The sequence below is a fragment of the Neorhizobium sp. DAR64872/K0K18 genome (assembly GCF_050500175.1).
Taxonomy (GTDB): Bacteria; Pseudomonadota; Alphaproteobacteria; order Rhizobiales; family Rhizobiaceae; genus Neorhizobium; species Neorhizobium soli.
In genome coordinates, this window is sequence record NZ_CP191446.1 from 236,568 (window position 1) to 257,386 (window position 20,819).

At 62.2% G+C, this 20,819-nt stretch carries 20 protein-coding genes and 1 pseudogene; 8 read left to right on the forward strand and 13 right to left on the reverse strand.

Annotation, left to right across the window (positions count from 1 at the left end; genetic code table 11):
• Positions 1–5: 5 nt before the first annotated feature.
• From pyrF to dnaN, 4 genes are all read right to left on the reverse strand, one after another.
• Positions 6–716 (reverse strand): orotidine-5'-phosphate decarboxylase, encoded by a 711-nt coding sequence (gene pyrF, locus ACQY1P_RS06610; protein ID WP_092663806.1) that lies wholly within the window; start codon positions 714–716, stop codon positions 6–8.
• Positions 717–721: 5 nt separating this feature from the next.
• Entirely contained in the window at positions 722–1,309 is a 588-nt protein-coding gene (locus ACQY1P_RS06615) for a histidine phosphatase family protein (RefSeq protein WP_325263863.1), read from the reverse strand.
• A 19-nt stretch (positions 1,310–1,328) separates the two neighbouring features.
• The gene (pmtA, locus tag ACQY1P_RS06620; RefSeq protein WP_062454058.1) at positions 1,329–1,922 is read right to left on the reverse strand and encodes a phospholipid N-methyltransferase PmtA; all 594 of its coding nucleotides are present in this window, start codon (positions 1,920–1,922) and stop codon (positions 1,329–1,331) included.
• Between the two features lie 124 nt (positions 1,923–2,046).
• Positions 2,047–3,165, reverse strand: a complete 1,119-nt coding sequence (gene dnaN / locus ACQY1P_RS06625; protein WP_092663804.1) for a DNA polymerase III subunit beta — start codon at positions 3,163–3,165, stop codon at positions 2,047–2,049.
• A gap of 262 nt (positions 3,166–3,427) precedes the next feature.
• On the opposite strand from dnaN, the gene rsmI reads away from it, so the two are divergent.
• The 4 genes from rsmI to ACQY1P_RS06645 all read left to right on the forward strand — a co-directional run bounded on the left by rsmI (position 3,428) and on the right by ACQY1P_RS06645 (position 7,518).
• Positions 3,428–4,369: a 16S rRNA (cytidine(1402)-2'-O)-methyltransferase gene (gene rsmI, locus ACQY1P_RS06630; protein WP_430255777.1), complete on the forward strand. Its 942-nt coding sequence runs from the start codon at positions 3,428–3,430 to the stop codon at positions 4,367–4,369.
• Between the two features lie 9 nt (positions 4,370–4,378).
• Positions 4,379–4,750: a YraN family protein gene (locus tag ACQY1P_RS06635; protein WP_062454055.1), complete on the forward strand. Its 372-nt coding sequence runs from the start codon at positions 4,379–4,381 to the stop codon at positions 4,748–4,750.
• A gap of 111 nt (positions 4,751–4,861) precedes the next feature.
• Complete coding sequence (gene gshB, locus ACQY1P_RS06640; RefSeq protein WP_209902922.1) at positions 4,862–5,812, forward strand: glutathione synthase; 951 nt, start codon at positions 4,862–4,864, stop codon at positions 5,810–5,812.
• A gap of 173 nt (positions 5,813–5,985) precedes the next feature.
• On the forward strand, positions 5,986–7,518 hold the full coding sequence (locus ACQY1P_RS06645) for a YifB family Mg chelatase-like AAA ATPase (RefSeq protein ID WP_092663800.1): 1,533 nt from the start codon (positions 5,986–5,988) through the stop codon (positions 7,516–7,518).
• Between the two features lie 36 nt (positions 7,519–7,554).
• Here the strand turns inward: ACQY1P_RS06645 and dut are convergent, their stop codons facing one another.
• A complete protein-coding gene (gene dut / locus ACQY1P_RS06650) occupies positions 7,555–8,025 on the reverse strand; it encodes a dUTP diphosphatase (RefSeq protein WP_184654187.1) in 471 nt (156 codons plus the stop codon).
• A gap of 90 nt (positions 8,026–8,115) precedes the next feature.
• Between dut and ACQY1P_RS06655 the strand changes: the two genes are divergently transcribed.
• On the forward strand, positions 8,116–9,696 hold the full coding sequence (locus ACQY1P_RS06655; RefSeq protein ID WP_430255780.1) for a peptide chain release factor 3: 1,581 nt from the start codon (positions 8,116–8,118) through the stop codon (positions 9,694–9,696).
• Between the two features lie 2 nt (positions 9,697–9,698).
• On the opposite strand, the gene ACQY1P_RS06660 is transcribed toward ACQY1P_RS06655, so the two are convergent.
• The 4 genes from ACQY1P_RS06660 to otsB all read right to left on the reverse strand — a co-directional run bounded on the left by ACQY1P_RS06660 (position 9,699) and on the right by otsB (position 13,636).
• Entirely contained in the window at positions 9,699–10,283 is a 585-nt protein-coding gene (locus ACQY1P_RS06660) for an IMPACT family protein (protein WP_430255782.1), read from the reverse strand.
• Positions 10,284–10,332: 49 nt separating this feature from the next.
• Complete coding sequence (locus ACQY1P_RS06665) at positions 10,333–11,271, reverse strand: threonine/serine dehydratase (RefSeq protein WP_430255784.1); 939 nt, start codon at positions 11,269–11,271, stop codon at positions 10,333–10,335.
• Positions 11,272–11,423: 152 nt separating this feature from the next.
• Positions 11,424–12,803: an alpha,alpha-trehalose-phosphate synthase (UDP-forming) gene (otsA, locus tag ACQY1P_RS06670; protein ID WP_430255786.1), complete on the reverse strand. Its 1,380-nt coding sequence runs from the start codon at positions 12,801–12,803 to the stop codon at positions 11,424–11,426.
• Between the two features lie 35 nt (positions 12,804–12,838).
• Complete coding sequence (otsB, locus tag ACQY1P_RS06675; protein WP_430255788.1) at positions 12,839–13,636, reverse strand: trehalose-phosphatase; 798 nt, start codon at positions 13,634–13,636, stop codon at positions 12,839–12,841.
• A 192-nt stretch (positions 13,637–13,828) separates the two neighbouring features.
• On the opposite strand from otsB, the gene ACQY1P_RS06680 reads away from it, so the two are divergent.
• Complete coding sequence (locus tag ACQY1P_RS06680) at positions 13,829–14,647, forward strand: class II glutamine amidotransferase (RefSeq protein WP_113166959.1); 819 nt, start codon at positions 13,829–13,831, stop codon at positions 14,645–14,647.
• Between the two features lie 3 nt (positions 14,648–14,650).
• On the opposite strand, the gene coaBC is transcribed toward ACQY1P_RS06680, so the two are convergent.
• On the reverse strand, positions 14,651–15,856 hold the full coding sequence (gene coaBC, locus ACQY1P_RS06685; protein WP_062454046.1) for a bifunctional phosphopantothenoylcysteine decarboxylase/phosphopantothenate--cysteine ligase CoaBC: 1,206 nt from the start codon (positions 15,854–15,856) through the stop codon (positions 14,651–14,653).
• Positions 15,857–16,002: 146 nt separating this feature from the next.
• Here coaBC and ACQY1P_RS06690 point away from each other — a divergent pair.
• A pseudogene (locus ACQY1P_RS06690) lies at positions 16,003–16,365 on the forward strand (glyoxalase superfamily protein); the annotation flags it as partial.
• Between the two features lie 9 nt (positions 16,366–16,374).
• Here the strand turns inward: ACQY1P_RS06690 and ACQY1P_RS06695 are convergent.
• Positions 16,375–17,247 carry a LysR family transcriptional regulator gene (locus ACQY1P_RS06695; RefSeq protein WP_430255790.1) on the reverse strand — a complete coding sequence of 291 codons (873 nt, stop codon included), beginning with the start codon at positions 17,245–17,247 and terminating at the stop codon, positions 16,375–16,377.
• A gap of 97 nt (positions 17,248–17,344) precedes the next feature.
• Between ACQY1P_RS06695 and ACQY1P_RS06700 the strand changes: the two genes are divergently transcribed.
• Positions 17,345–18,613 (forward strand): MFS transporter, encoded by a 1,269-nt coding sequence (locus ACQY1P_RS06700; RefSeq protein WP_430255792.1) that lies wholly within the window; start codon positions 17,345–17,347, stop codon positions 18,611–18,613.
• On the opposite strand, the gene ACQY1P_RS06705 is transcribed toward ACQY1P_RS06700, so the two are convergent.
• Together ACQY1P_RS06705 and ACQY1P_RS06710 are read right to left on the reverse strand one after the other, a co-directional pair.
• Entirely contained in the window at positions 18,610–19,395 is a 786-nt protein-coding gene (locus ACQY1P_RS06705) for an ATP-dependent Clp protease proteolytic subunit (RefSeq protein ID WP_174195502.1), read from the reverse strand. The genes ACQY1P_RS06700 and ACQY1P_RS06705 overlap by 4 nt on opposite strands.
• A complete protein-coding gene (locus ACQY1P_RS06710) occupies positions 19,382–20,749 on the reverse strand; it encodes a hypothetical protein (protein ID WP_430255794.1) in 1,368 nt (455 codons plus the stop codon). The genes ACQY1P_RS06705 and ACQY1P_RS06710 overlap by 14 nt, the downstream gene beginning before the upstream one ends.
• Positions 20,750–20,819 lie beyond the last annotated feature (70 nt).

A 20,819-nucleotide genomic window follows, 5' to 3' on the forward strand; every position in this document is an offset into this window, starting at 1 on the left:
TCCGATCAGGCGTCGTTTGCAGGCCAGAGCGCTTCGCGCATCTCCGCAAGGATTGCCTGCGCTGCCGCCTTCGGATCGGCCGCCTGGACGATAGGGCGGGCAACGACGAGATGGCTGGAGCCTGACTTCAGCGCATCGAAGGGTGTCACGACACGCTTTTGGTCGCCGGCATCGGAGCCGGTCGGCCGGATGCCGGGGGTAACGACCGCCATGTCGGCTCCGACGATCGCCCGGACGGCAGCTGACTCCTCGGCCGAGCAGACGATGCCGCCCATACCGGCCGCACGCGCCTGTTCGGCGCGGCGTGCCACCAGCTCGCCCGGCGTCTGCGCATAGCCCGCTTCGATCATATCGGCCGCATCCATCGAGGTCAGCACGGTAACGCCGAGCAGGCAGAGATCGGAGCCCTTTGCTGCTTCGACCGCGGCGCGCATTGCCTTCGGATAGGCATGCAGCGTCAACATGGTCATGCCCATCTTGGCGATGTTCTCGACAGCTTTGGCGACCGTGTTGTCGATATCGAGCAGTTTCATGTCGAGAAAGATCTGCTTGCCATCCTCTGCAAGCTCGCGGGCAAACTCCAACCCACCGGCAAAGGCCAGCTGGTAGCCGATCTTGTAGAAAGAGACGGTGTCGCCAAGCGTTGCCACCATCTTTTCCGCTTCGGACACAGTCGGGATATCAAGGCCCACAATCAGCCTGTCACGCGCTTGCATGTCTGTCATTCTCCCTTCCATGTTTCGATCGGGGTCCAGTCGCATGTGACGGCGCGATCCGCAAGGGTGAAGCGGAACAGATTGCCACCGCCACCCGGCTGATCTTCCGTGCGGGATATGGCCGATCGTTTCAGGTGACATTTCAGGAGCGTGCCGACGCCGCCATGACCGACAAAGGCGATCGGCACCGCGGGATCGTGGCCCGCCAGAATGGATTCGACCACAGACACGATCCGCGCCTGCGCATCGACTGCGCGCTCCCAGCCTTTGAAGCTTTCGGTTGGGTGCGCGAAAAACCAGTCCGCTGCCGCCTCGAAATCCGGCGGCGCCAGAAAGCCTGTCGCCGTGCGATCGTTCTCGTGCAGTTCCCCGATGATTTCCGTCTTGAGACCGACGGCCGCGGCCAGGATGTCGGCGGTCTCGATTGCCTTTGTCTCGTCGCTCGAGACGATCCGGCCAAGCATCGAAACCCAGCCGGATGTCGCGGCCTGTTCGGCGCGCAGACGACCCGTGTCGGAAAGGCCCCATTGCGGCACCGGCACGTTGGGGTCGATCCGGACCTGCGGATGCGTGATGTAAATCCCAAATGTCATGTCGGACAAGGTCCGGACGCTAAGCGCGCGTATATGTCCATAGCTGCGCCGGCGGAATGTTGCGCACCACGAAGTCATAGTGCTTGATCTTGTAGCGCTCTGGCTTGGCGATAATAGGCGAAACTGGGCTGTAGGTGATCTGCATCACCGGGCGTCCCGGCGGGACGCGGTCGAGAAGATCTTCCAGAAGTTCGATGCGGCGTTCCATTGGAAAGCTCAGCATCGGAATGGCGCAGATCACGCAGTCGAATTTCTGGTGTTTCAGGGTGTCGAGCGTGCGATCCAGATCGAACGCGTCGCCATTGATGAAATGCACGCCTTCGAATGTCTTCATCAGATGCTGGTAGAAATCGGTCGAATACTCGATCGAAACAAGGTTCTGAGGCTCGATGCCGGTTTTCAGGATCGCCTTGGTGATGACGCCGGTGCCTGGTCCAAGCTCAAGAACAGGCAGGCCGGAACTTGTGTCGATGATGCTCGCCATCCGCTTGGCGGTGACTGACGATGTCGGGATGATGGCTCCGACCTGTTTCGGACCGTCGATCCATCCTTTGAAGAAACGGATTTCCTCGTCAAATTTCCGGCCAAGCCGTTCCTTCAAACGCAGTTCCATCAGGTCGTCCCCTCCAGTTTCATCCAATGTGAACCGTTTTGCCGTAAACACAAGATGAAATGTCGCAAGCGGAATACGGCACAAAAAAAGGCGGCTGGGGTTAACCGAGCCGCCTGGTAAGATGCTATACGCGCATCGGCATCAGCACATAGAGCGCATCGTCGCCCGCCGTATCACGAACCAGCGTCGGTGACCCCGCATCCGCCAACATGAAGATCGCGTCGTCGCCGGAAAGCTGGGCGGTGATGTCGAGCAGATATTTGGCGTTGAAGCCGATTTCCATCGCGTCATATTCGTAGCCGACGGCCACTTCTTCCGTGGCGCTGCCGGAATCCGGATTGTTGACCGTCAGCATCAGCTGCCCTTCGGACAGCGACAGCTTCACGGCACGTCCGCGCTCCGAAGAGATGGTCGAGACGCGGTCCACGGCCTTGGTGAAGCTCTGGCAATCGACGCGCATTTCCTTGTCGTTGCCGGTCGGGATGACGCGCTGGTAATCCGGGAATGTGCCGTCGATCAGCTTCGAGGTCATGACGATGCCGCCGATCGACAGGCGGATCTTGGCGTCGGAGACCTCCACCGTCACGAAGGCTTCCGGATCGTCGACCAGCTTCTGCAGCTCGCCCACGGTCTTGCGCGGCACGATGATGCCGGGCATGCCTTCCGAGCCCGAGGGCGCCTTGAGGTCTGCACGGGCAAGGCGATGGCCGTCGGTTGCTACGGCACGCAGCTTCAGGTCGCCACCTGCCTCGATCGTGTGGAAGAAGATGCCGTTCAGATAATAGCGTGTCTCTTCTGTCGAGATCGCAAACTGGGTGCGGTCGATCAGCATCTTGAGATCGGTCGCCTTCATCTTGAACGTATGGCTGAAGCTGCCGGCGGTGAGATCCGGGAAATCCGTTTCCGGAAGGCACTGCAGCGAAAATTTCGAACGGCCGGACTGCACGGTCATGGTCGCGCCGTCGGCGCTGGTGGCCAGCAGCACTTCGGATCCGTCCGGCAGCTTGCGGACGATTTCATAGAGAAGATGCGCCGGCACGGTCGTGGCGCCGGCCTGTTCCACCATGGCCGGTGTCGATTCCGTCACTTCCAGATCAAGGTCCGTCGCCTTCATGTCCAGGCTCGCATCGGACGCGCGCAGCAAGATGTTGGACAGGATCGGAATCGTGTTGCGCCGTTCCACGACGCGGTGCACGTGATTCAGCGACTTCAAGAGATTGGAGCGCTCAAGAGTAATACGCATGGACACTATCGCTTTCGACCGTGGCGATCCGGCTGGCCGGACCACCTGATATTCTCTGCCGGCCATTGCGCAGCCGGAACATGTGGACGGGCAAAATGGCAGACATTCGGATGCGAAAGCAAGAGCAGAACGGACCCTGCGCCATTTGAATTGCTTGTTCATACCGCACTTGCACACAGAAAACGCAACGCGGCGAAACCGGACGCGCAAAACATCGCCGGCCTCTGCTTGCCGAAGCCTGCGGCCTCGACCATAACAGGCGATGACCCTCGACCAATCTTCAGAGCAATCCACCGAAATCGCCGCCGAACCCGTCAAGGGACAGCGCGGCTATCGCGTCGGCAACACGTTTATCGCTTCCCGCCCCATCGAGCCGGCGCTCTATCTCGTCGCAACCCCGATCGGCAATCTCGGCGATATCACGCTGCGCGCGCTCGAAACCCTGTCCGGCGCCGATGTGCTCGCCTGCGAGGACACAAGGGTCACCCGCGTGCTCCTCGATCGCTACGGCATCGTCAATCGCCCCTATTCCTATCATGAGCACAATGCCAACGAGGCCGGGCCGAAGCTGATTGCGGCACTCGAAGCCGGCAAGTCCGTGGCGCTGGTTTCCGATGCGGGCACGCCGCTGGTGTCGGATCCCGGCTATCGGCTCGGCCAGATGGCGATCGATGCGGGTTATCGTGTCGTGCCCATCCCCGGCGCATCTGCCCCGCTTGCGGCCCTCGTCGGTTCCGGCATGCCGTCGGATGCTTTCCTGTTCGTCGGTTTTCTGTCTTCCAAGGATAAAGCCCGCCGCGACCGGCTTGCGGAACTTTCAAAGATCCCGGCAACGCTGATCCTGTTTGAATCTCCCCATCGCATTGCCCACACGCTCGTTTCTGCAGCCGATGTGCTCGGCGGCAGCCGGCTTGCCTGCGTCTGCCGGGAACTCACCAAGACCTACGAGGAGTTTCGCCGGGGCACGCTGGCCGAGCTTGCCGCCCATTACGGTGACGGCCACAACGTCAAGGGCGAGATCGTCCTTCTGATCGAACCTCCAGCACCTGAAGAGGCGCCGGGCGAGGTGGAGGTCGATGCCATCCTGCAGGACCTTTCCAAAACGCATCCGACCGCAAAGGCTGCGACTGAAGCGGCAAGGATCACCGGCCTGCCGCGCAAGGATCTCTATCAGCGCCTGATCACCATGAAGAACGGGACCTGATGGATCGCGATGGCACAACGGGATGAGATCGGCGCCAGACGTCGCAAGGCAGAGCGCCGCGGCCATGTCTCGGAATATGTCGCTGCTGCCTATCTCCTGCTGAAAGGCTATCGCATCCTCGCCCTTCGCCACCGCACGAAACTGGGCGAGATCGATCTCATCGCCCGCAAGCGCGATCTCGTGGTCTTTGTCGAGGTGAAGGCTAGACGATCCGAGATGCAGGCGCTCGACGCCGTCTCCTTCGCATCTCAGAAACGGATCCGGGCCGCGAGCGATCTCTGGCTGCAGAAACGCAAGGACGTATCCGGGTTATCGCAGCGATACGACATCATCGCCGTCTTGCCGGGAAGGTTTCCGCGCCATTTCCAGGATGCGTTCTAGGCCTCTGGCAGCGCAGGCCCCATCGTCGGTCCTGCTGATTATCCGGGCCAAGGTTGCCTTTCGGGGTTCGTCGTCCTACATCAGGCGGGCCAATCCTAGGGGGCTGAAGTCATGGCGAAAATTCGCACGGTCGCATTTCAGATGGACCACATTTCCGGCATCAACATTGCCGGCGATTCCACATTCGCCATGGCGCTCGAAGCGCAATCGCGCGGTTACGAGCTGTTCCACTATACGCCCGACCGCCTGACGATGCGCGACGGCCGCATCTTTGCAGCCCTCGAGCCGCTGCAGGTGCGTGACATCAAGGGCGATCACTTTACCCTTGGCGAAAAGCAGCCGACCGATCTGTCGACGATGGATGTCGTGCAGCTTCGCCAGGATCCGCCCTTCGATATGGGCTACATTACATCGACCCATCTTCTGGAGCGCATTCATCCAAAGACGCTCGTGGTCAATGATCCGGCCTGGGTGCGCAACTCGCCGGAAAAGATCTTCGTCACCGAATTCGCCGACCTGATGCCGCCGACACTGATCTCCCGTGACCCGGCTGAAATTGCCAAGTTCCGCGAAGAGCTCGGCGATATCATCCTGAAGCCGCTTTACGGCAATGGCGGCGCCGGCGTGTTTCATTCCGCCCGCGATGATCGCAACTTTACCTCGCTACTCGAAATGTTCGGCCAGATGTATCGCGGCGAACCCTATATCGCGCAGGCCTACCTGCCGGCCGTGCGCAAGGGCGACAAGCGCATTCTTCTCGTTGACGGCGAACCGGTCGGCGCGATCAACCGCGTGCCCGCGGAAACCGACAGCCGCTCCAACATGCATGTCGGCGGACGTGCCGAGGCGACCGATATCACGCCGCGCGAAAAGGAAATCTGCGCCCGTATCGGGCCGGCTCTGCGTGAACGCGGCTTCATCTTTGTCGGTATCGACGTGATCGGCGATTACATGACCGAGATCAACGTCACGTCTCCGACAGGCATCCGCGAAGTGAAGAAGTTCGGCGGTGCTGACGTCGCGAGCCTCATGTGGGATGCAATCGACGCCAAGCAGAACTGATAACCGTTCACATCTGTTCTCGTTATGCAACCTGATGCACGCTGTCTTCGTCTCATGCGCGAAATTGTTCACTGCCTGTTCTTGAAATTCGCCAGCAATCGTGCAAGCTTTCAACCTGTAGCACGGTAGGCGGGAATATCCCCACCTTAGCTTGCGCATGTGGGCGGGTCGGAATGGTCGCGCGTATCAGAACGGTAGCATTTCAGGGCATTGAAGGCATTCCGGTCGATGTGCAGGTCATGATCGGCCCTGGCAAGCTCGGCATGCATATCGTCGGGCTGCCCGATAAGGCAGTGGCCGAAAGCCGCGAGCGGGTGCAGGCAGCCTTGCACGCCTCCGGCCTCGCCATGCCGCCCAAGAAGGTCACGGTCAATCTCGCCCCGGCGGACCTGCCCAAGGAAGGCAGCCATTTCGACCTCGCGATCGCCGTCGGCCTGATGGCGGCGCTCGGTGCCGTGCCCGCCGATATGCTCGCCGATTATGTGGTGATCGGCGAATTGAATCTCGATGGAACGCTTGCAGCCGTCGCCGGTGCGCTTCCGGCAGCCATCAGCGCCAACGCAATCGGAAAGGGGCTGATCTGCCCGGCAGAGAGTGGCGCGGAAGCGGCCTGGGCAGGCCCCGGCGTCGATATCTTGGCCCCCCGCAGCCTGATCGCGCTTGCCAACCATTTCCGCGGCACGCAGGTCATGTCGCGCCCTCAACCGGCCGTGCGCGCACCGCCCGCCAATCTGCCTGACCTTGTCGATATCAAGGGCCAGGAAAGCGCCAAACGCGCGCTCGAAGTCGCGGCTGCCGGCGGCCATAACCTCTTGATGGTCGGTCCGCCCGGTTCGGGAAAATCGATGCTCGCCGCCCGGCTTCCATCGATATTGCCGCCGCTATCGGCCACCGAACTGCTCGAAGTCTCGATGATCCACTCCATCGCCGGCCAGCTTTCGGGCGGAAAGCTGTCGGATCGGCGGCCCTATCGCATGCCTCACCATTCCGCCACGATGGCGGCACTGGTCGGCGGCGGTCTGCGCGCGAGGCCCGGAGAAGCCTCACTCGCGCATCACGGCATCCTCTTTCTCGACGAGTTTCCGGAATTCTCGCCCCAGGTTCTCGATGCGCTTCGCCAGCCGCTGGAGACAGGCGAATGTGTCATCGCCCGGGCCAATCACCGGGTGTCCTATCCGGCCAGCATCCAGCTCGTTGCCGCCATGAACCCGTGCCGTTGCGGTATGGCGGGCCAACCGGGGCATAGCTGCGCCCGAGGTCCGCGCTGCGCTTCGGATTATCAGGCGCGTATCTCCGGCCCGCTCATGGACCGCATCGACATCCGCATCGATGTCCCGGCCGTCTCCGCAAGCGATCTAATCCGCCCGGCGCCGGCAGAGCCGAGTGCCGGCGTGGCAAGGCGGGTTGCGGCCGCACGCGACAGGCAGAGAGAGCGTTTTGAAGGCGAGGGCCAGTACACGGTTCTCACCAACGCGCGCTGTTCCACCGCCATGATCGAGAAGTTCGCCGAGCTCGATGCGGGAGGGCTGCAATTGTTGCGCGACGCGGCGGAAAAGCTGAAATTCTCCGCCCGCGGCTATCATCGGGTCTTGCGGGTGGCGCGGACGCTGGCCGATCTCGACGAGAAGGATGGTATCGGGAGAATACACCTTGCCGAGGCGATCTCGTATCGGATGGCCGGGGAGCGCCCCACGGTATCCGCCTGATTGACCTAGATCGGTGTCACAGGATTCCGGCAGACGTCAGACGCCGGTGGATCCGAACCCGCCGGCGCCGCGTGCCGTCGCACTTGCCTCGGAAACTTCGACGACCTGCGCCTGGACAACGGGCGCGAACACCATCTGTGCGATCCGCATGCCGCGGGCAATGACGAAATCCTCGTCTCCCAGATTGATCAGCAAAACCTTCACTTCGCCGCGGTAGTCGCTGTCGATCGTGCCGGGCGTGTTGAGGCACGTGATGCCGTTCTTGAACGCAAGCCCCGAACGTGGGCGGATCTGCACCTCGAACCCGGCGGGGATTTCGAACACGAGGCCGGTCGGCACCAGGGCGCGCTTGCCGGGTGCGATGGTCAGCGGCTCGCCATCGGTCACGGCGGCACGCAGGTCCATGCCGGCAGCACCTGATGTCTCGTAGGCGGGCAGATCCAGGTCCTGGCCGTGCGGAAGACGCAGGACATTGAGGACGGGTGAGGAGGGGGCTTGAATGGTCATTGGCCATTAGTTTGCGCCGCAGCGCGGCAGGTCAATTGCAATGGCGGGCTTTAGTCGCTAGATACCGCGGCAATTCACAGGATATAAAAGATGGCCGAAACCATTGCAGAGGCGGTCTCCCGCCGCCGCACATTCGCGATTATTGCGCATCCGGACGCGGGCAAGACAACGCTGACGGAAAAGCTGCTTCTGTTCGGGGGCGCCATCCAGCTCGCCGGTGAGGTCAAGGCCAAGAAGGATCGCATCCAGACGCGGTCCGACTGGATGAAGATCGAACGCGAACGCGGCATCTCGGTCGTGACGTCGGTGATGACGTTCGAATATGCCGACAAGGTCTTCAACATTCTCGATACGCCCGGCCACGAAGACTTCGCGGACGATACCTATCGCACGCTGACGGCGGTCGATGCGGCGATCATGGTCATCGATGCTGCCAAGGGCATTGAGCCGCGCACGCTGAAGCTGTTTGAAGTCTGCCGCATGCGCGACATTCCAATCATCACCTTCATCAACAAGATGGACCGCGAAAGCCGCGACATTTTCGAGGTACTCGACGAGGTCGAGGAAAAGCTGGCGCTGGATACGGCTCCCATCACCTGGCCGATCGGTCGTTCCAAGAGCTTCTGCGGAACCTACCACCTGGCCGATAACCGGGTGCGTGGTCCAGACAGCGAAGACGCGATCTCGGTCAACGGACCCCAGGCCGTCGCCGACCGTCTGCCGGAAAACGAACGCGCGGCCTTCGTCGAGGAAGTCGAACTGGCGCGGGAAGCCTGCCGCCCGTTTGACAGGAAGGCCTTTCTCGAAGGTCACATGACGCCGGTTTTCTTCGGCTCGGCGCTGCGCAATCTCGGCGTCCGGGATCTGATCACCGCACTGGCCGATTTCGCGCCGCCGCCGCGTGACCAGGTCGCCGATATCCGCACCGTGCATGCAAGCGAAGACAAGATGACGGCCTTCGTCTTCAAGATCCAGGCCAACATGGATCCGAACCACCGCGACCGTATCGCCTTTGCGCGCATCTGCTCAGGCAAGCTGGAGCGTGGCATGAAGGCAAGGCTTGCCCGCACCGGCAAGCAGATGGGCCTCACGGCGCCGCAGTTCTTCTTCGCCTCTCAGCGTCACATCGCCGATACCGCCTTTGCCGGTGATGTCGTCGGCATCCCCAACCACGGCACGCTTCGTATCGGCGACACGCTGACGGAAGGCGAAAATCTCGTCTTCCAGGGCGTCCCGAACTTCTCGCCGGAAATCCTGCGCCGCGTCCGTCTGGAAGATGCGATGAAGGCGAAGAAGCTGAAGGAAGCCCTGCAGCAGATGGCGGAAGAGGGCGTCGTGCAGCTGTTTTCCCCGGAAGACGGTTCGCCCGCCATCGTCGGCGTCGTCGGCGCGCTGCAGCTCGATGTTCTCAAAGAGCGGCTGTTGGGGGAATATACGCTGCCGGTCTCGTTCGAAATGTCCCGCTTCTCCGTCTGCCGCTGGATCTCGTCGGATCAGCCGGTGGAGCTTGAGAAGTTCTTGACCGTCAAGCGCGGCGATATCGCCCGCGATCTCGACGGCGATCCGGTCTTCCTGGCGCAGGACTCGTTTTCGCTGCGCTACGAGTCCGAACGCTTCCCCGCGATCAAGATGGTCGCCATCAAGGAATATCACGTCGCCAAGGCGGCGTGATTTCAATCGAGCGATAGCTCCGACCTGCCGCTGGTAAGGTCGGAGATCAGCCTTGAGATGAGCTCCTGCTCGGCTTCCGGTATCTGGATCCGCAGCTCGGCACCTGTCTCTGTGAACACTTCCTCGGTGATCTTCACGTCCTCGATCGACTGCAGCCTGGCTTTCGTTCGTGCAAGGTCGGAAAACTCGATGCTGAAGGCACCCAGCACCGACGGCTTGACTTCGATGAGCGGGGCCGCCCTAAGACAGGCGGCCGCCGTACCGCCATAGGCACGCACCAGGCCACCGCTACCGAGCAGAATGCCGCCGAACCAGCGGGTGACGATGACGACGGCTTTATCCAGCGACTGCCCGTCCATGGCCGCCAGGATCGGTTTGCCCGCCGTCCCGCTCGGCTCGCCGTCATCGGAAAAGCGATAGGCTGATCCAATCCGCCAGGCCCAGCAGTTGTGAGTGGCATCGGTAACGCTATGCGCAGCAATGGCGTCTTTGGCCTCCGTCTCGCTCGCGACGGGAAGCGCGATCGCCAGAAAGCGGCTTTTCTTGATGACCTGCTCGAATGTGGCGGGCTGTTCTAGCTGAAACATGGTCTCAGCATTATCGCCGCCGCATCGCGAAGGGAAGTGGGTCGCACGATCAGCCGAAATCGACGGCCGTCGTGTTCGATCCGCAGACCAGCACGCAGATGCGCTCACCCGGTTGTGGACGGTATTTGCCCGAAAGTATCGCCGCAAACGCTGCCGCACCACCCGGCTCGGTCACCAGCCGTGCGCCGGACCAGAGCGCCTTCTGGGCGTTCAGAATGTCCTCGTCGGTCACGAGGACCGGCGGCTCGATGAATGCCTGTGCCACCGGAAACATCAGCTGCCCCACCTGCCTTGGCGCAAGCGAGTCGGCCGCGATACCGCCGGCCGGCGCATCCACGGGGCGGCCTGCCTTGAAGGCGTCGTAAAGCGTCGGAGCGCCGTCGGATTCCACGGCAACTATCTTCACCCGGCCGCGCATCCAGGATGCGATACCGCCGATCAGCCCGCCGCCGCCGACGGCGACCAGCAACGTCGTGATATGCGGCAGGTCTTCCTCGATTTCCTTGCCGAGCGTGCCTTGTCCCGCCAGCGTTTCCGCCTGGTCGAAGGCATGCACGGCCATCGCCCCGGACTGCGCGACATAAGCCTCGCTGGCAGCGAGCGCATCCGCATAGCGGTCGCCGCCGATCACGAGCTCTGCCCCGTAGGAGCGGATGAGATCTATCTTCGCCTTGGAGGCGACGCTTGGCACAAAGATATGCGCGGGCACACCGAGCTTGTGGGCCGCATAGGCAACCGCTGCTCCGTGATTGCCGCCGGACGCCGCAACCACGCCTGCTGCCTGCACCTCGCGGCCAAGAAGATTGGTAAAGGCGCCGCGGACCTTGAACGAACCGGAATGCTGCAACTGCTCGAGCTTGAGATCGACTTGGAATGGTTCGGCCCCGAAATCCTGCATGTCTACCCGCATCGTCGGGGTGCGGCGGATATGCGGACGGATCAGGGTTTCGGCTTCTGCAATATGTTCGGCTGTGACTGCGACCGGCATGAAGACCTCTAAATGAATTGGCATCAATTCGCAGGTCGCGAAATGATGAAAAGGCAATGGGATCTATTCAGCGCATTGGCGGCGGCCGGTCAATCCGCCTCATTCAAGGGAGTTGAAGCCGCCCGTCATTGCGGGGCGGCTCCAGCGGATACTCAGTCCTCGATGAGGTCCTTGAGGAAGTCGTCGCACCAGCGATTGATGTCGTAGGTCAGCAGGTGGTCCATCATCATCTGCCAGCGCTGCTTCCGCTCATCCGGCGGCATGCTGAGCCCGCGGGCGATGGCATGCGCCGTTCCCTCGATGTCGTATGGGTTGACCAGAAGCGCGCCGCGCAGCTCGCGGGCCGCTCCGGCAAAGCGTGAAAGCACCAGCACGCCCGGATCTTCCGGATCCTGCGCCGCCACATATTCCTTGGCGACAAGGTTCATCCCGTCGCGCAGCGGCGTCACGAGGCCGATCTTCGCCAGCCGGTAGAGCCCGGCAAGAACCGGGCGCGGTACCGATCTGTTGATGTAGCGGATTGGCACCCAGTCCACTGTGCCGATCGCCCCGTTCACGCGGCCAGCCTGTTCGGCGACCATGCGCTGCATCTGCTCGTACTCAGGCACTTCGGACCGGGATTTCGGCGTGATCTGCAGATAGGTCACCTTGTTGTGGTGATCCGGATTGGTGGCGACAAACTGCTCGAAGGCGTCGATACGCTGTGTAATGCCCTTGGAATAATCCAGGCGGTCGACGCCGATGATGAGGTCCTTGCCCTCGACGCTCTGGCGGGCCTTGCGCACCATCGCGTTCTTTTCGGCCTTGATCGCGAATTTGGAAAAGATCTCGGTCTCGATCGAGATCGAATAGGCGCCGCCCTTGAAGGTGCGCCCGAAGGTCGAAAACTTCTTGCCGCCGTCGATCCGCTCGCCGATTCCTTCGCGAACCAATCCGCCGCCGAAATTGTCCAGATCGAAATCCGTCTGGAAACCGACCAAGTCATACTGCGAAAGACCGCGCATGATCTGCTCGTGAACCGGCATGGTGAACAGCACGTCCGCCGGCGGCCACGGAATATGCAGGAAGAAGCCGATCTTGTTCTTGAAGCCCATCTGGCGAAGTTCGGCTGCCAGCGGGATCAGGTGGTAGTCATGCACCCAGATGATGTCGTCTTCCTTGAGAAGCGGCGCAAGCTTCTGCGCAAAGAAGCGGTTCACCCGGAAATAGCCGGCCATTTCCTTGCGACCGTATTCGGCCAAGTCCATCCGGTAGTGGCAGATCGGCCAGAGCACCCGGTTGGCAAAGCCGTGATAATATTCCTCGACGTCGGTGTCGGTGAGATCGGTCAGCGCATAGGTGATCGCGCCATGCTCCTGCATCTCGAGCGGGCCGGGTTCCTCGTTGCCGCTGGAATTGCCGGACCAACCCATCCAGATGCCGCCGCGTTCCTCAAGGGCTGCCTGCAGGGCTACGGCAAGGCCGCCGGCAGGTGCCGCACCGGTCTTGTCCGGAACGGTGACGCGGTTCGATACGACCACTAGACGGCTCACGATATTTCCTTTCGAAAATGCATTCTCAAATCAGTTCAGGCGGCGGCAAGCTTGGCGATCAGCGCGCGCAGTTCGGCCGCCGATCCCAATGTTGCCGACGCGACGGTGTCTGCCGCGATATCGGAAATACGGATCGAGTGGCCGCCCAGCTTGTTGGCAACCCTGAACATCGCTTCATCAGTTACATCGTCACCGATCGCGATCGGCAACCGGCCGGCAAATGGCTCTTCGCTGAGAAAAGCCCGTAGCGCATCGCCCTTGCTGGCGCGGGCAGGGCGGATTTCCACCACCATCTTGCCCCGCTGCAGCGTAAAGTCGGATCCTGCCCGCTCGCGGTAGCGTTCCATCGCCGCCTCGACTTGCCCCTGGAATGTCGGCGCCTGTCGGTAGTGGGCAGCCACGGCGAGACCCTTGTCCTCGACAAGAACGCCCGGCCAGGCTGTTGCTTCCTCGGCAAGATCCACCTTCAGCGCCTCGAAATCAGGACCTGGCGTTACCCGCTCGATCGCTCCCGACATGGATCGTCTTTCCGCCCCGTGCAGGCCGGCAATCGGAAAGACATGCGGCTTGAAGAGCTGATCGGCGTAGGGCAGAGCCCGACCCGTCACCAGCGCCATGGCACCGCTCAGTTTCGCGGAAAGCCGGGTCAGATTCTCGGCCAGATCGTCAGGCACGACGATACCATCAGGCGTATCCGCAATGTCGATCAGCGTACCGTCGATATCGAAGAAAACTGCCCATTTCCCGGGCTGGTTCAGCACTTCGTGCAGAATGTCGGTGCCGTCAGATGTGCCGGCATGCGCGTCCGCGCTCGATTTTGTATCATCAACCATGCAGCTTCATTTAGGCTTTGAAGCCGCCGCGACAACAGGCTGAGGCAACATTGCGTTGCAAAACGTGATGGGGAAGGGGCCACAAAACTGTCATCTGGGCCGGTAATTCATTTTTCATTAACCCTATTTCGAGACGCTTGATTTTCGACGGTTGCGTGCGTTGCAGGCAGACAGAGTGGAGCAGAAAGACAGATGTGTCGTTGGGCAGCTTATCGGGGCGAACCGCTTTATCTGGAAGAACTGGTCTCTTCGCCCGCCCATTCCCTGATCGAGCAATCCCACTGTGCCACACGCGCAAAGACCGCCACCAATGGCGATGGTTTCGGCATCGCCTGGTATGGAGACAGACCAGAGCCTGGCCGCTACAGGGACATTCTTCCGGCCTGGTCCGACTGCAATCTGCGCAGTATCGCACGGCAGATCCGCTCGCCACTGTTTCTTGCCCATGTCCGCGCCGCAACGACGGGCGCAACACGGCGCGACAACTGTCACCCCTTCGTGCATGGCCACTGGTCCTTCATGCACAATGGCCAGGTCGCGAGCTTCGAAGCGATCCGCCGGCCGCTCGAAAGCCTGTTATCGGACGAACTGTTCTCGGCCCGGACCGGATCGACTGATTCCGAGCTTCTCTTCTTGCTGGCGCTGCAGTTCGGCATGGATGCCGATCCCTTGGGCGCAATGGAAAAGGCGATCGCCGCCGTCGAAGACATCTCGATGGAACGGCTTGGCACGGCACTCGTGCGCTTCACCGCATGCTTTTCCAACGGCCGCCAGCTTTATGCGGTGCGATATGCCACGGATCACAAGCCACCGACACTTTATGCCGCACCGATGACAGGCAAGGGGTCGGATGCGGATGGATCAAAGACCGGTTACTGCCTGGTGTCGGAACCTTTGAACGACGAGGCCGATACCTGGGTGGAAATTCCAGATGGCAGCGCCGTCAAGGTCTGCCCGGATGGCATGCAGGCGTTGCTCTTCCAGCCGCAGGCGCTGTCGAAGGCCGCGTGATCCTCATGCGAGCCGGGCCGCTATCAGCTCGGCGAGCCGCATCGCAACCTCGTCCTTGCCGAGATCGGGCCACGCATCGATCGCGGTCTCGCTGATGATCTTCACCTGATTGCGCATGCCGCCCATGACGCCGGTCTCAGGCGAGACGTCGTTTGCAACAATCAGGTCTGCACCCTTGCGCTGAAGCTTCGATCGCCCGTTTTCGTCCACATTCTGCGTCTCGGCGGCGAAACCGACGACAAGTCTGGGGCGCTTGTCGTGATGCCCAACGGTCTTGAGGATGTCGGGGTTTTCGGTCAGCATCAGCGGAGCCGGTGCTTCGCCCGGCATTTTCTTGATCTTCTGGTCGGCGGAGGAAGCGACCCGCCAGTCGGCGACGGCCGCCACCATGACGGCGATATCGGCGGGGAGACGGCTTGTCACGGCCTCGAGCATCTCGGCCGCCGTTTCCACATGCAGCGTCGTGACGCCATCGGGATCGGGGATTGTCACCGGGCCTGAAACGAGTGTCACATCGGCACCGAGTTTCGCCAGCGCCGCAGCAATCGCATGGCCCTGACGGCCGGATGAGCGGTTGGCGATGTAGCGCACCGGATCGATCGGCTCATGGGTGGGGCCGGAGGTCACGATGGCGGTCTTGCCGGCCAGCGGTTTCGGCGAAGCATCAAGCAGCGCAATCGCCGCGGCAGCGATTTGCAACGGTTCTGCCATCCGGCCGGCGCCGGCCTCGTTGCTCTCAGCCATCTCGCCAACCATCGGCCCGATCACATGGATGCCATCGGCCTTCAGTGTCTCGGCATTGCGTTTCGTCGGAGGAGCCGCCCACATTTTCGGGTTCATGGCAGGCGCCACCAGCACGGGCAGATCGGTCGCAAGAAGCACGGCGCTTGCCAGGTCGTCCGCCATTCCGTGGGCCATCTTTGCCATCAGGTCGGCACTTGCGGGTGCGACGATCACGAGGTCCGCGTCGCGCGCCAGCCGGATATGGCCGACATCCTGCTCGTCCTCGCGCGAAAAAATCTCCGTATAGACATGCCCGCCCGACAATGCCCCGACGGCAAGCGGCGTCACGAACTCCTGGGCAGCCCTGGTCATGACCGGCCGCACCGAGGCGCCGCGTTCGCGCAGCCGCCGGATCAGGTCGAGGCTCTTGTAAGCCGCGATCCCGCCGGAGATGATGAGAAGGATACGCTTGTCTTTGAGTTCCATAGCCCGCCCGCTTTCGAAGTGACCGGAAGCTAGGGTTTTGTTCTTGAACATGCAATCGTCCTGCAGCAAGAGTGGTGAAACTCCGATGAACGGCGGTCGCAATGAATGATTTCAAGTCGGTCGAACCTGCCTCAAGCCAGACCCTGATTCAGCCGGCCATCCCGATCTTCCGCATTTTCGACGTCGGCAAGGCGATGGAGTTCTATTGCGGGTTCTTAAGCTTCACCGTCGACTGGGAGCATCGGTTCGCTCCCGACGCACCGCTCTATTGCCAGATATCGCGCAGCGGCATGCTGATGCATCTGTCCGAACATGCGGGCGATGCCTCGCCGGGTGGCCGCGTGTTTGTCCCCATCACCGGTGCTGCAGCGCTCCACAGGGAACTCAATGCCAAGGACTACGCCTATATGCGGCCGGGGCTGCACCAGGCGCCCTGGGGTCTGGAGGTTTCGGTGACGGATCCGTTCAGCAACCGCATCACCTTCTGCGAACGCGAGATCAAGGGCTAACCGGTCAGCCTAGACCAGTTCGAACAGGTTGAGCGCGATCGGGGAACGCTGTGCCTTCATGACGGCGATCCCCAGTCGCGCCACCGGTCCCGGCCCCTCGATCGGCCGGTACACGACGCCCTCGATGGCGATCTTCGTGATGGAGCCCGGGACGATCGAGACGCCCAGCCCCGCGGCAACCAGATTGACCACGGACGGGATCTGCGGCGCTTCCTGCGTGACGTTGAGCTCGAACCCCGCATCGCGGCAGGCGCTGAGGATATCGTCGAACAGGCTGAGACCCACCGTGCGCGGAAACAGCACGAAGGGTTCTCCCGCAAGCGCTGCTATCGGCACGGTGCTTAAGGTCGCAAGCTCGTGGTGCGCCGGCAGTGCGATCAGCATCGGCTCGTCCGCCAGACGTTTCAGCCGCACCGCCTTCGGGTCTTCCAAGCCGGGACGGATAAAGGCGGCGTCGATCTCGCCGCGTTCCAGTTTCTCGATCAGCCAGTTGCTGTTCATTTCCGCCAGCGACAGCGCAACGCCCGGCCACTCGCTCCGGAAACGCCGGATAGCGCCCGTCACGACCGGGTTGAAGGCCGCAGACGCGGTAAAGCCCAGCGCCAGCTTGCCTGTCTCGCCGCGCGCGGCACGGCGGGCAGAAAGTTTCGCAGCCTCTGCGGCCGCAAGCGAAGCCCGCGCTTCGGGCAGAAACGCTGCCCCGGCCGCAGTCAATTCCGCACCATGCGGCACCCGGTGGAAAAGCGCTGCCCCGATCTCGTTTTCGAGATCGCGGATCTGCTGGCTGAGCGGCGGCTGACCAATACCAAGCCGTGCCGCAGCCCGCGTGAAATTCTCCTCCTCGGCGACAGCGAGGAAATAACGGATATGCCTCAGCTCCATCGGTATCTGTAAAACCTATAGAGAACGCCTGCGCTATATATTGGATTAATGGGAACCGACTGGCTACCTTTGATGGATCTGAAAGGTCGAATTCCCCATGCCCGCCTCCGCATCCCTGAACGCCGATCTGCCCGCGGCACCGAACGGTCAAGCTCTTGCAGAAGCGGGGGAGGGGGAGAAGCTCTATCTCGTCCGCGGCGCGCCGGCCTACCGGAGGGCAAGTCTCGCCTTCTTCATGTCCGGCTTTTCAACCTTTGCGCTGCTCTACTGCGTCCAGCCGCTCATGCCGATCTTCGCGCGTGATTTCGGCGTCAGTCCGGCGGCAAGCTCGCTGTCCCTGTCGCTGTCGACGGGCTTTCTGGCGGTCGCCATCTTTTGCGCCGCCGCCGTTTCGGAGCGGTTCGGCCGCCGCAGCCTGATGTTCGTGTCCCTGCTCGGCGCCTCGATCTGCACCATCGCCTGCGCCGCCATGCCGAACTGGAACCTGCTTCTGATCATTCGTGCGCTTGAAGGCCTGTTGCTCGGCGGCGTTCCGGCGGTCGCCATGGCCTATCTGTCGGAGGAAGTCGATCCGAAAGGGCTCGGCGCCGCGATGGGCCTTTATATCGCCGGCAACGCCTTTGGCGGCATGGCTGGGCGTGTCGTCACCGGGGTTCTGGCGGAATATTTCTCCTGGCGTCTGGCGCTTGTCGGCATGGGCGCGCTCGGCATCGTCGCCGCCATCGGCTTTCTCGTTCTCCTGCCGCCATCGCGCAACTTCGTGCCGCGCAAATCCAACCTGCGCTATCATGTCGATGCCTGGCTCGGTCACCTGAACCATCCGGCACTGGCACTCCTGTTTGCCATCGGCTTCCTGCTGATGGGCGCGTTCGTCACCATCTACAATTACATCGGCTTCCGGCTTGTGGACGCCCCCTACAGCCTCGATCAGACGGAGCTCGGCCTCATCTTCACGGTCTATCTGTTCGGCATCGTTGCGTCCTGGGCCGCCGGTCTACTCGGAGATCGCTTCGGCCATTTCGCCGTCATACTCACCGGTATCGTCCTGGCATTTGCAGGCGTCGTCATCACACTCGCCACACCGCTGCCGCTGATCATTCTCGGCATCGTGCTGCTCACTTCCGGCTTCTTCATCGCCCATTCGGTGGCAAGCGCTTTGGTCGGCCGCATGGCAAAAGGCACCAAGGGCCACGCGTCCTCGCTCTATCTTCTGGGATATTATCTGGGCTCAAGCGTCGCCGGCTCGGTGGGCGGCCACTTCTGGAGCGCCGATGGCTGGTGGGCCGTATCGGCCTTTACCGGCACGATGCTGGCGCTCGCCCTCGCGGCAGCACTGCTGTCGCGCAGTATCACGCAGCGAAGCTAGCTCTTCTTGGCGGACGCGTTGACGGCGGGAGCCGGCGGGGTCGTCAGTTTGAAATCCGTCATTTCCTTCGGCGTCAGATAGTACAGTCGGTCCGGCGGGGTCTCCAGTGCGTGCAGCCACAGGCCGGAGCCGATCCCCATTTCCTCCAGATGCCGCGAGACACGCGCCGTGGTCGCCTGTGCGCCGGACATTGCCTCGTCGGCGCTCGGCCTGTTGCGGCCGCCGTTGAACACCTGGTGCACACCGATCACCGCATCCTTTTGGGCCACCCGCGTGACACCACCGGCAAACACGATCGGGCAGGAGGAAGCACAGAGCCCCTTGGTCACCACAAGCGTGGCCAGCTTCTTCTCGCGGATCAGCTTCGACATGGCGATCGCGTCGCCCACCGAGCCGCCGGGGGAGTTGAGCGACACCGTCTTCACATATTCGCCGCGAGCCTCGATCTCGGTCGCGAAGCGCTCCGCAGCACCCGGCTCGATCGCCCCTTCAGCCTTCAGAATGCCACCCGTCGTCAGGTTGAAGGTCATCGCCTTGCGCAGCACGTCTGCCGGGCTTGAAGGCTCGACGGGCGGCGCTGCCGGTCGCCCCTCGGTCAGCGCCGGTGGCAGAACGGGATCCGTCTCGCGCATCGGATCGTAACCCGGGCTCTCGGGCTTTGCGGTCGCGATCTCGCGAATGTCTGTGACGAGGAAAATGCCGGAAATGCCGAGCATCAGATAGAAGACGCCGCGCAGGATGACACCGTCGTCGAGCCGGCGGATTGCCTCACCGATCCTCATGGCTGCGGTCCCGGCGCGTTTTCGGATCGAGACTGGTGATATTGGTATTCTCGTCGGCCTTAACCTCTTCGGCCTTCACCTCGTCCGCCTTCAGCTCGGCCAATCGGGCATCCTCCTGCGATGTCTCGGGCTTTTCCATGGCGGCGGTCGCCTGTTCCACGCTCATGCCGCTGGCACTGACGGCGCGCTGGACTTCGAGCGCCTGCAAAAGCTCGGCAGCGGTAATGCGCTCGGCAAACGGAAGCGGGTCCTCCTGTCTCCGGATCGCGCCATGCACGACGGCCAGGATGAACACCATCACACCCGGCAGAAGGTCGATGGAGATCGCGCCGGCCCAGGCGGGAATAAAGTCGCCGGCATATTCCAGAACGGCGCCTGCCGGCGAAAGCGGCACGAAGCGCCGTTCTCCCACAGTCGGCCGCGACATGATTTCGTCGGCAGCCTTGGCCAGCGCCTTGGATTGCGCGCTCACCGAAGCCTTCACCGTCTCCATCACCTGGTTCTGGCGGTTGACGAGGTCGGGCGCTGCCCCGTCCGGCACCGGCGCGATAAAGCCGATCGCCAGATCGTCTGCCGCACGACGGATGGACGGCGCGATCGAGGTCTGCGACAGCGAGGATACGACGCCCGTCAGCGCCACGGCCTCGGTCGAGAACTGGTCGGCGCGGGGTCCGATATCGCCCGGCGCCGAGACCAGCCCGCGCATCGCCTCAAGCCGCTTCTGGCCCTGTTCGAAAAGATCGGCCACCTGTTCGCGCGACCCGTTGATATTGCCTTCCAGCGATTTCATCTGGGCCGACATCTGGGTGAGCAACTGCACCACGCTGCCGGAGCCGGTGGTGCCGGTCAGCGAACCGGACTGGCGCTCGACACCCGCAAGCTGTGAGAACCGCTCACCGGCACGCTGGATATCCGGCAGCAGGCTCTGCGCCGCAATCGCGTTCTGGTGGGCGCGGTCAAGATCGGCCGTATAGGCTTCCACGGTTTCGGAAAGGTGCTGTTCGACGGCAGACGAACCGGCAAGGGCTGCGGCGTTGAGCCAGCTCGACATCGCCATGATCATGGCTGCACCCGCGGCCATCACCGCCAGCATCGCGGTCCGCCCGGTCCGCGATGTGATATGCGGATAGAACCGCGCCATGTAGGACCAGAAGGCATAGATGCCGACCGACACCGACACCGAATAGATGATTGCGGCAAAGAACACCGCCGTCGGCGACCCGTCGAGAATGGTGCGGGCACCGAGATAGGTATAGACGCCCGATGCCAGCGCCAGCACTGCCAGCGCAAATCGCGTCATCGTTTCGACGGCAACGACGCCGTCCTGCAGCCGTCGGGAAGCGCCAAGCGCCATGGGCAAACTCCAAATGGCCACTTGGGGCACGCGAAAGGACTATATTCCTTTAAGAAAGTCTGAAGAAACC

Bases quoted from the DNA above. Each gene is read 5' to 3' on its own strand.
- dnaN (WP_092663804.1), bottom strand. From the start codon at position 3,165: ATGCGTATTACTCTTGAGCGCTCCAATCTCTTGAAGTCGCTGAATCAC.
- ACQY1P_RS06635 (WP_062454055.1), top strand. From the start codon at position 4,379: ATGGCACAACGGGATGAGATCGGCGCCAGACGTCGCAAGGCAGAGCGC.
- ACQY1P_RS06700 (WP_430255792.1), top strand. From the start codon at position 17,345: ATGCCCGCCTCCGCATCCCTGAACGCCGATCTGCCCGCGGCACCGAAC.
- ACQY1P_RS06705 (WP_174195502.1), bottom strand. From the start codon at position 19,395: ATGAGGATCGGTGAGGCAATCCGCCGGCTCGACGACGGTGTCATCCTG.
- ACQY1P_RS06660 (WP_430255782.1), bottom strand. From the start codon at position 10,283: ATGTTTCAGCTAGAACAGCCCGCCACATTCGAGCAGGTCATCAAGAAA.
- coaBC (WP_062454046.1), bottom strand. From the start codon at position 15,856: ATGGAACTCAAAGACAAGCGTATCCTTCTCATCATCTCCGGCGGGATC.
- ACQY1P_RS06615 (WP_325263863.1), bottom strand. From the start codon at position 1,309: ATGACATTTGGGATTTACATCACGCATCCGCAGGTCCGGATCGACCCC.
- dut (WP_184654187.1), bottom strand. From the start codon at position 8,025: ATGACCATTCAAGCCCCCTCCTCACCCGTCCTCAATGTCCTGCGTCTT.
- otsB (WP_430255788.1), bottom strand. From the start codon at position 13,636: ATGGTTGATGATACAAAATCGAGCGCGGACGCGCATGCCGGCACATCT.
- pmtA (WP_062454058.1), bottom strand. From the start codon at position 1,922: ATGGAACTGCGTTTGAAGGAACGGCTTGGCCGGAAATTTGACGAGGAA.
- rsmI (WP_430255777.1), top strand. From the start codon at position 3,428: ATGACCCTCGACCAATCTTCAGAGCAATCCACCGAAATCGCCGCCGAA.
- ACQY1P_RS06645 (WP_092663800.1), top strand. From the start codon at position 5,986: ATGGTCGCGCGTATCAGAACGGTAGCATTTCAGGGCATTGAAGGCATT.
- pyrF (WP_092663806.1), bottom strand. From the start codon at position 716: ATGCAAGCGCGTGACAGGCTGATTGTGGGCCTTGATATCCCGACTGTG.
- gshB (WP_209902922.1), top strand. From the start codon at position 4,862: ATGGCGAAAATTCGCACGGTCGCATTTCAGATGGACCACATTTCCGGC.
- ACQY1P_RS06665 (WP_430255784.1), bottom strand. From the start codon at position 11,271: ATGCCGGTCGCAGTCACAGCCGAACATATTGCAGAAGCCGAAACCCTG.
- ACQY1P_RS06710 (WP_430255794.1), bottom strand. From the start codon at position 20,749: ATGGCGCTTGGCGCTTCCCGACGGCTGCAGGACGGCGTCGTTGCCGTC.
- ACQY1P_RS06680 (WP_113166959.1), top strand. From the start codon at position 13,829: ATGTGTCGTTGGGCAGCTTATCGGGGCGAACCGCTTTATCTGGAAGAA.
- ACQY1P_RS06655 (WP_430255780.1), top strand. From the start codon at position 8,116: ATGGCCGAAACCATTGCAGAGGCGGTCTCCCGCCGCCGCACATTCGCG.
- ACQY1P_RS06695 (WP_430255790.1), bottom strand. From the start codon at position 17,247: ATGGAGCTGAGGCATATCCGTTATTTCCTCGCTGTCGCCGAGGAGGAG.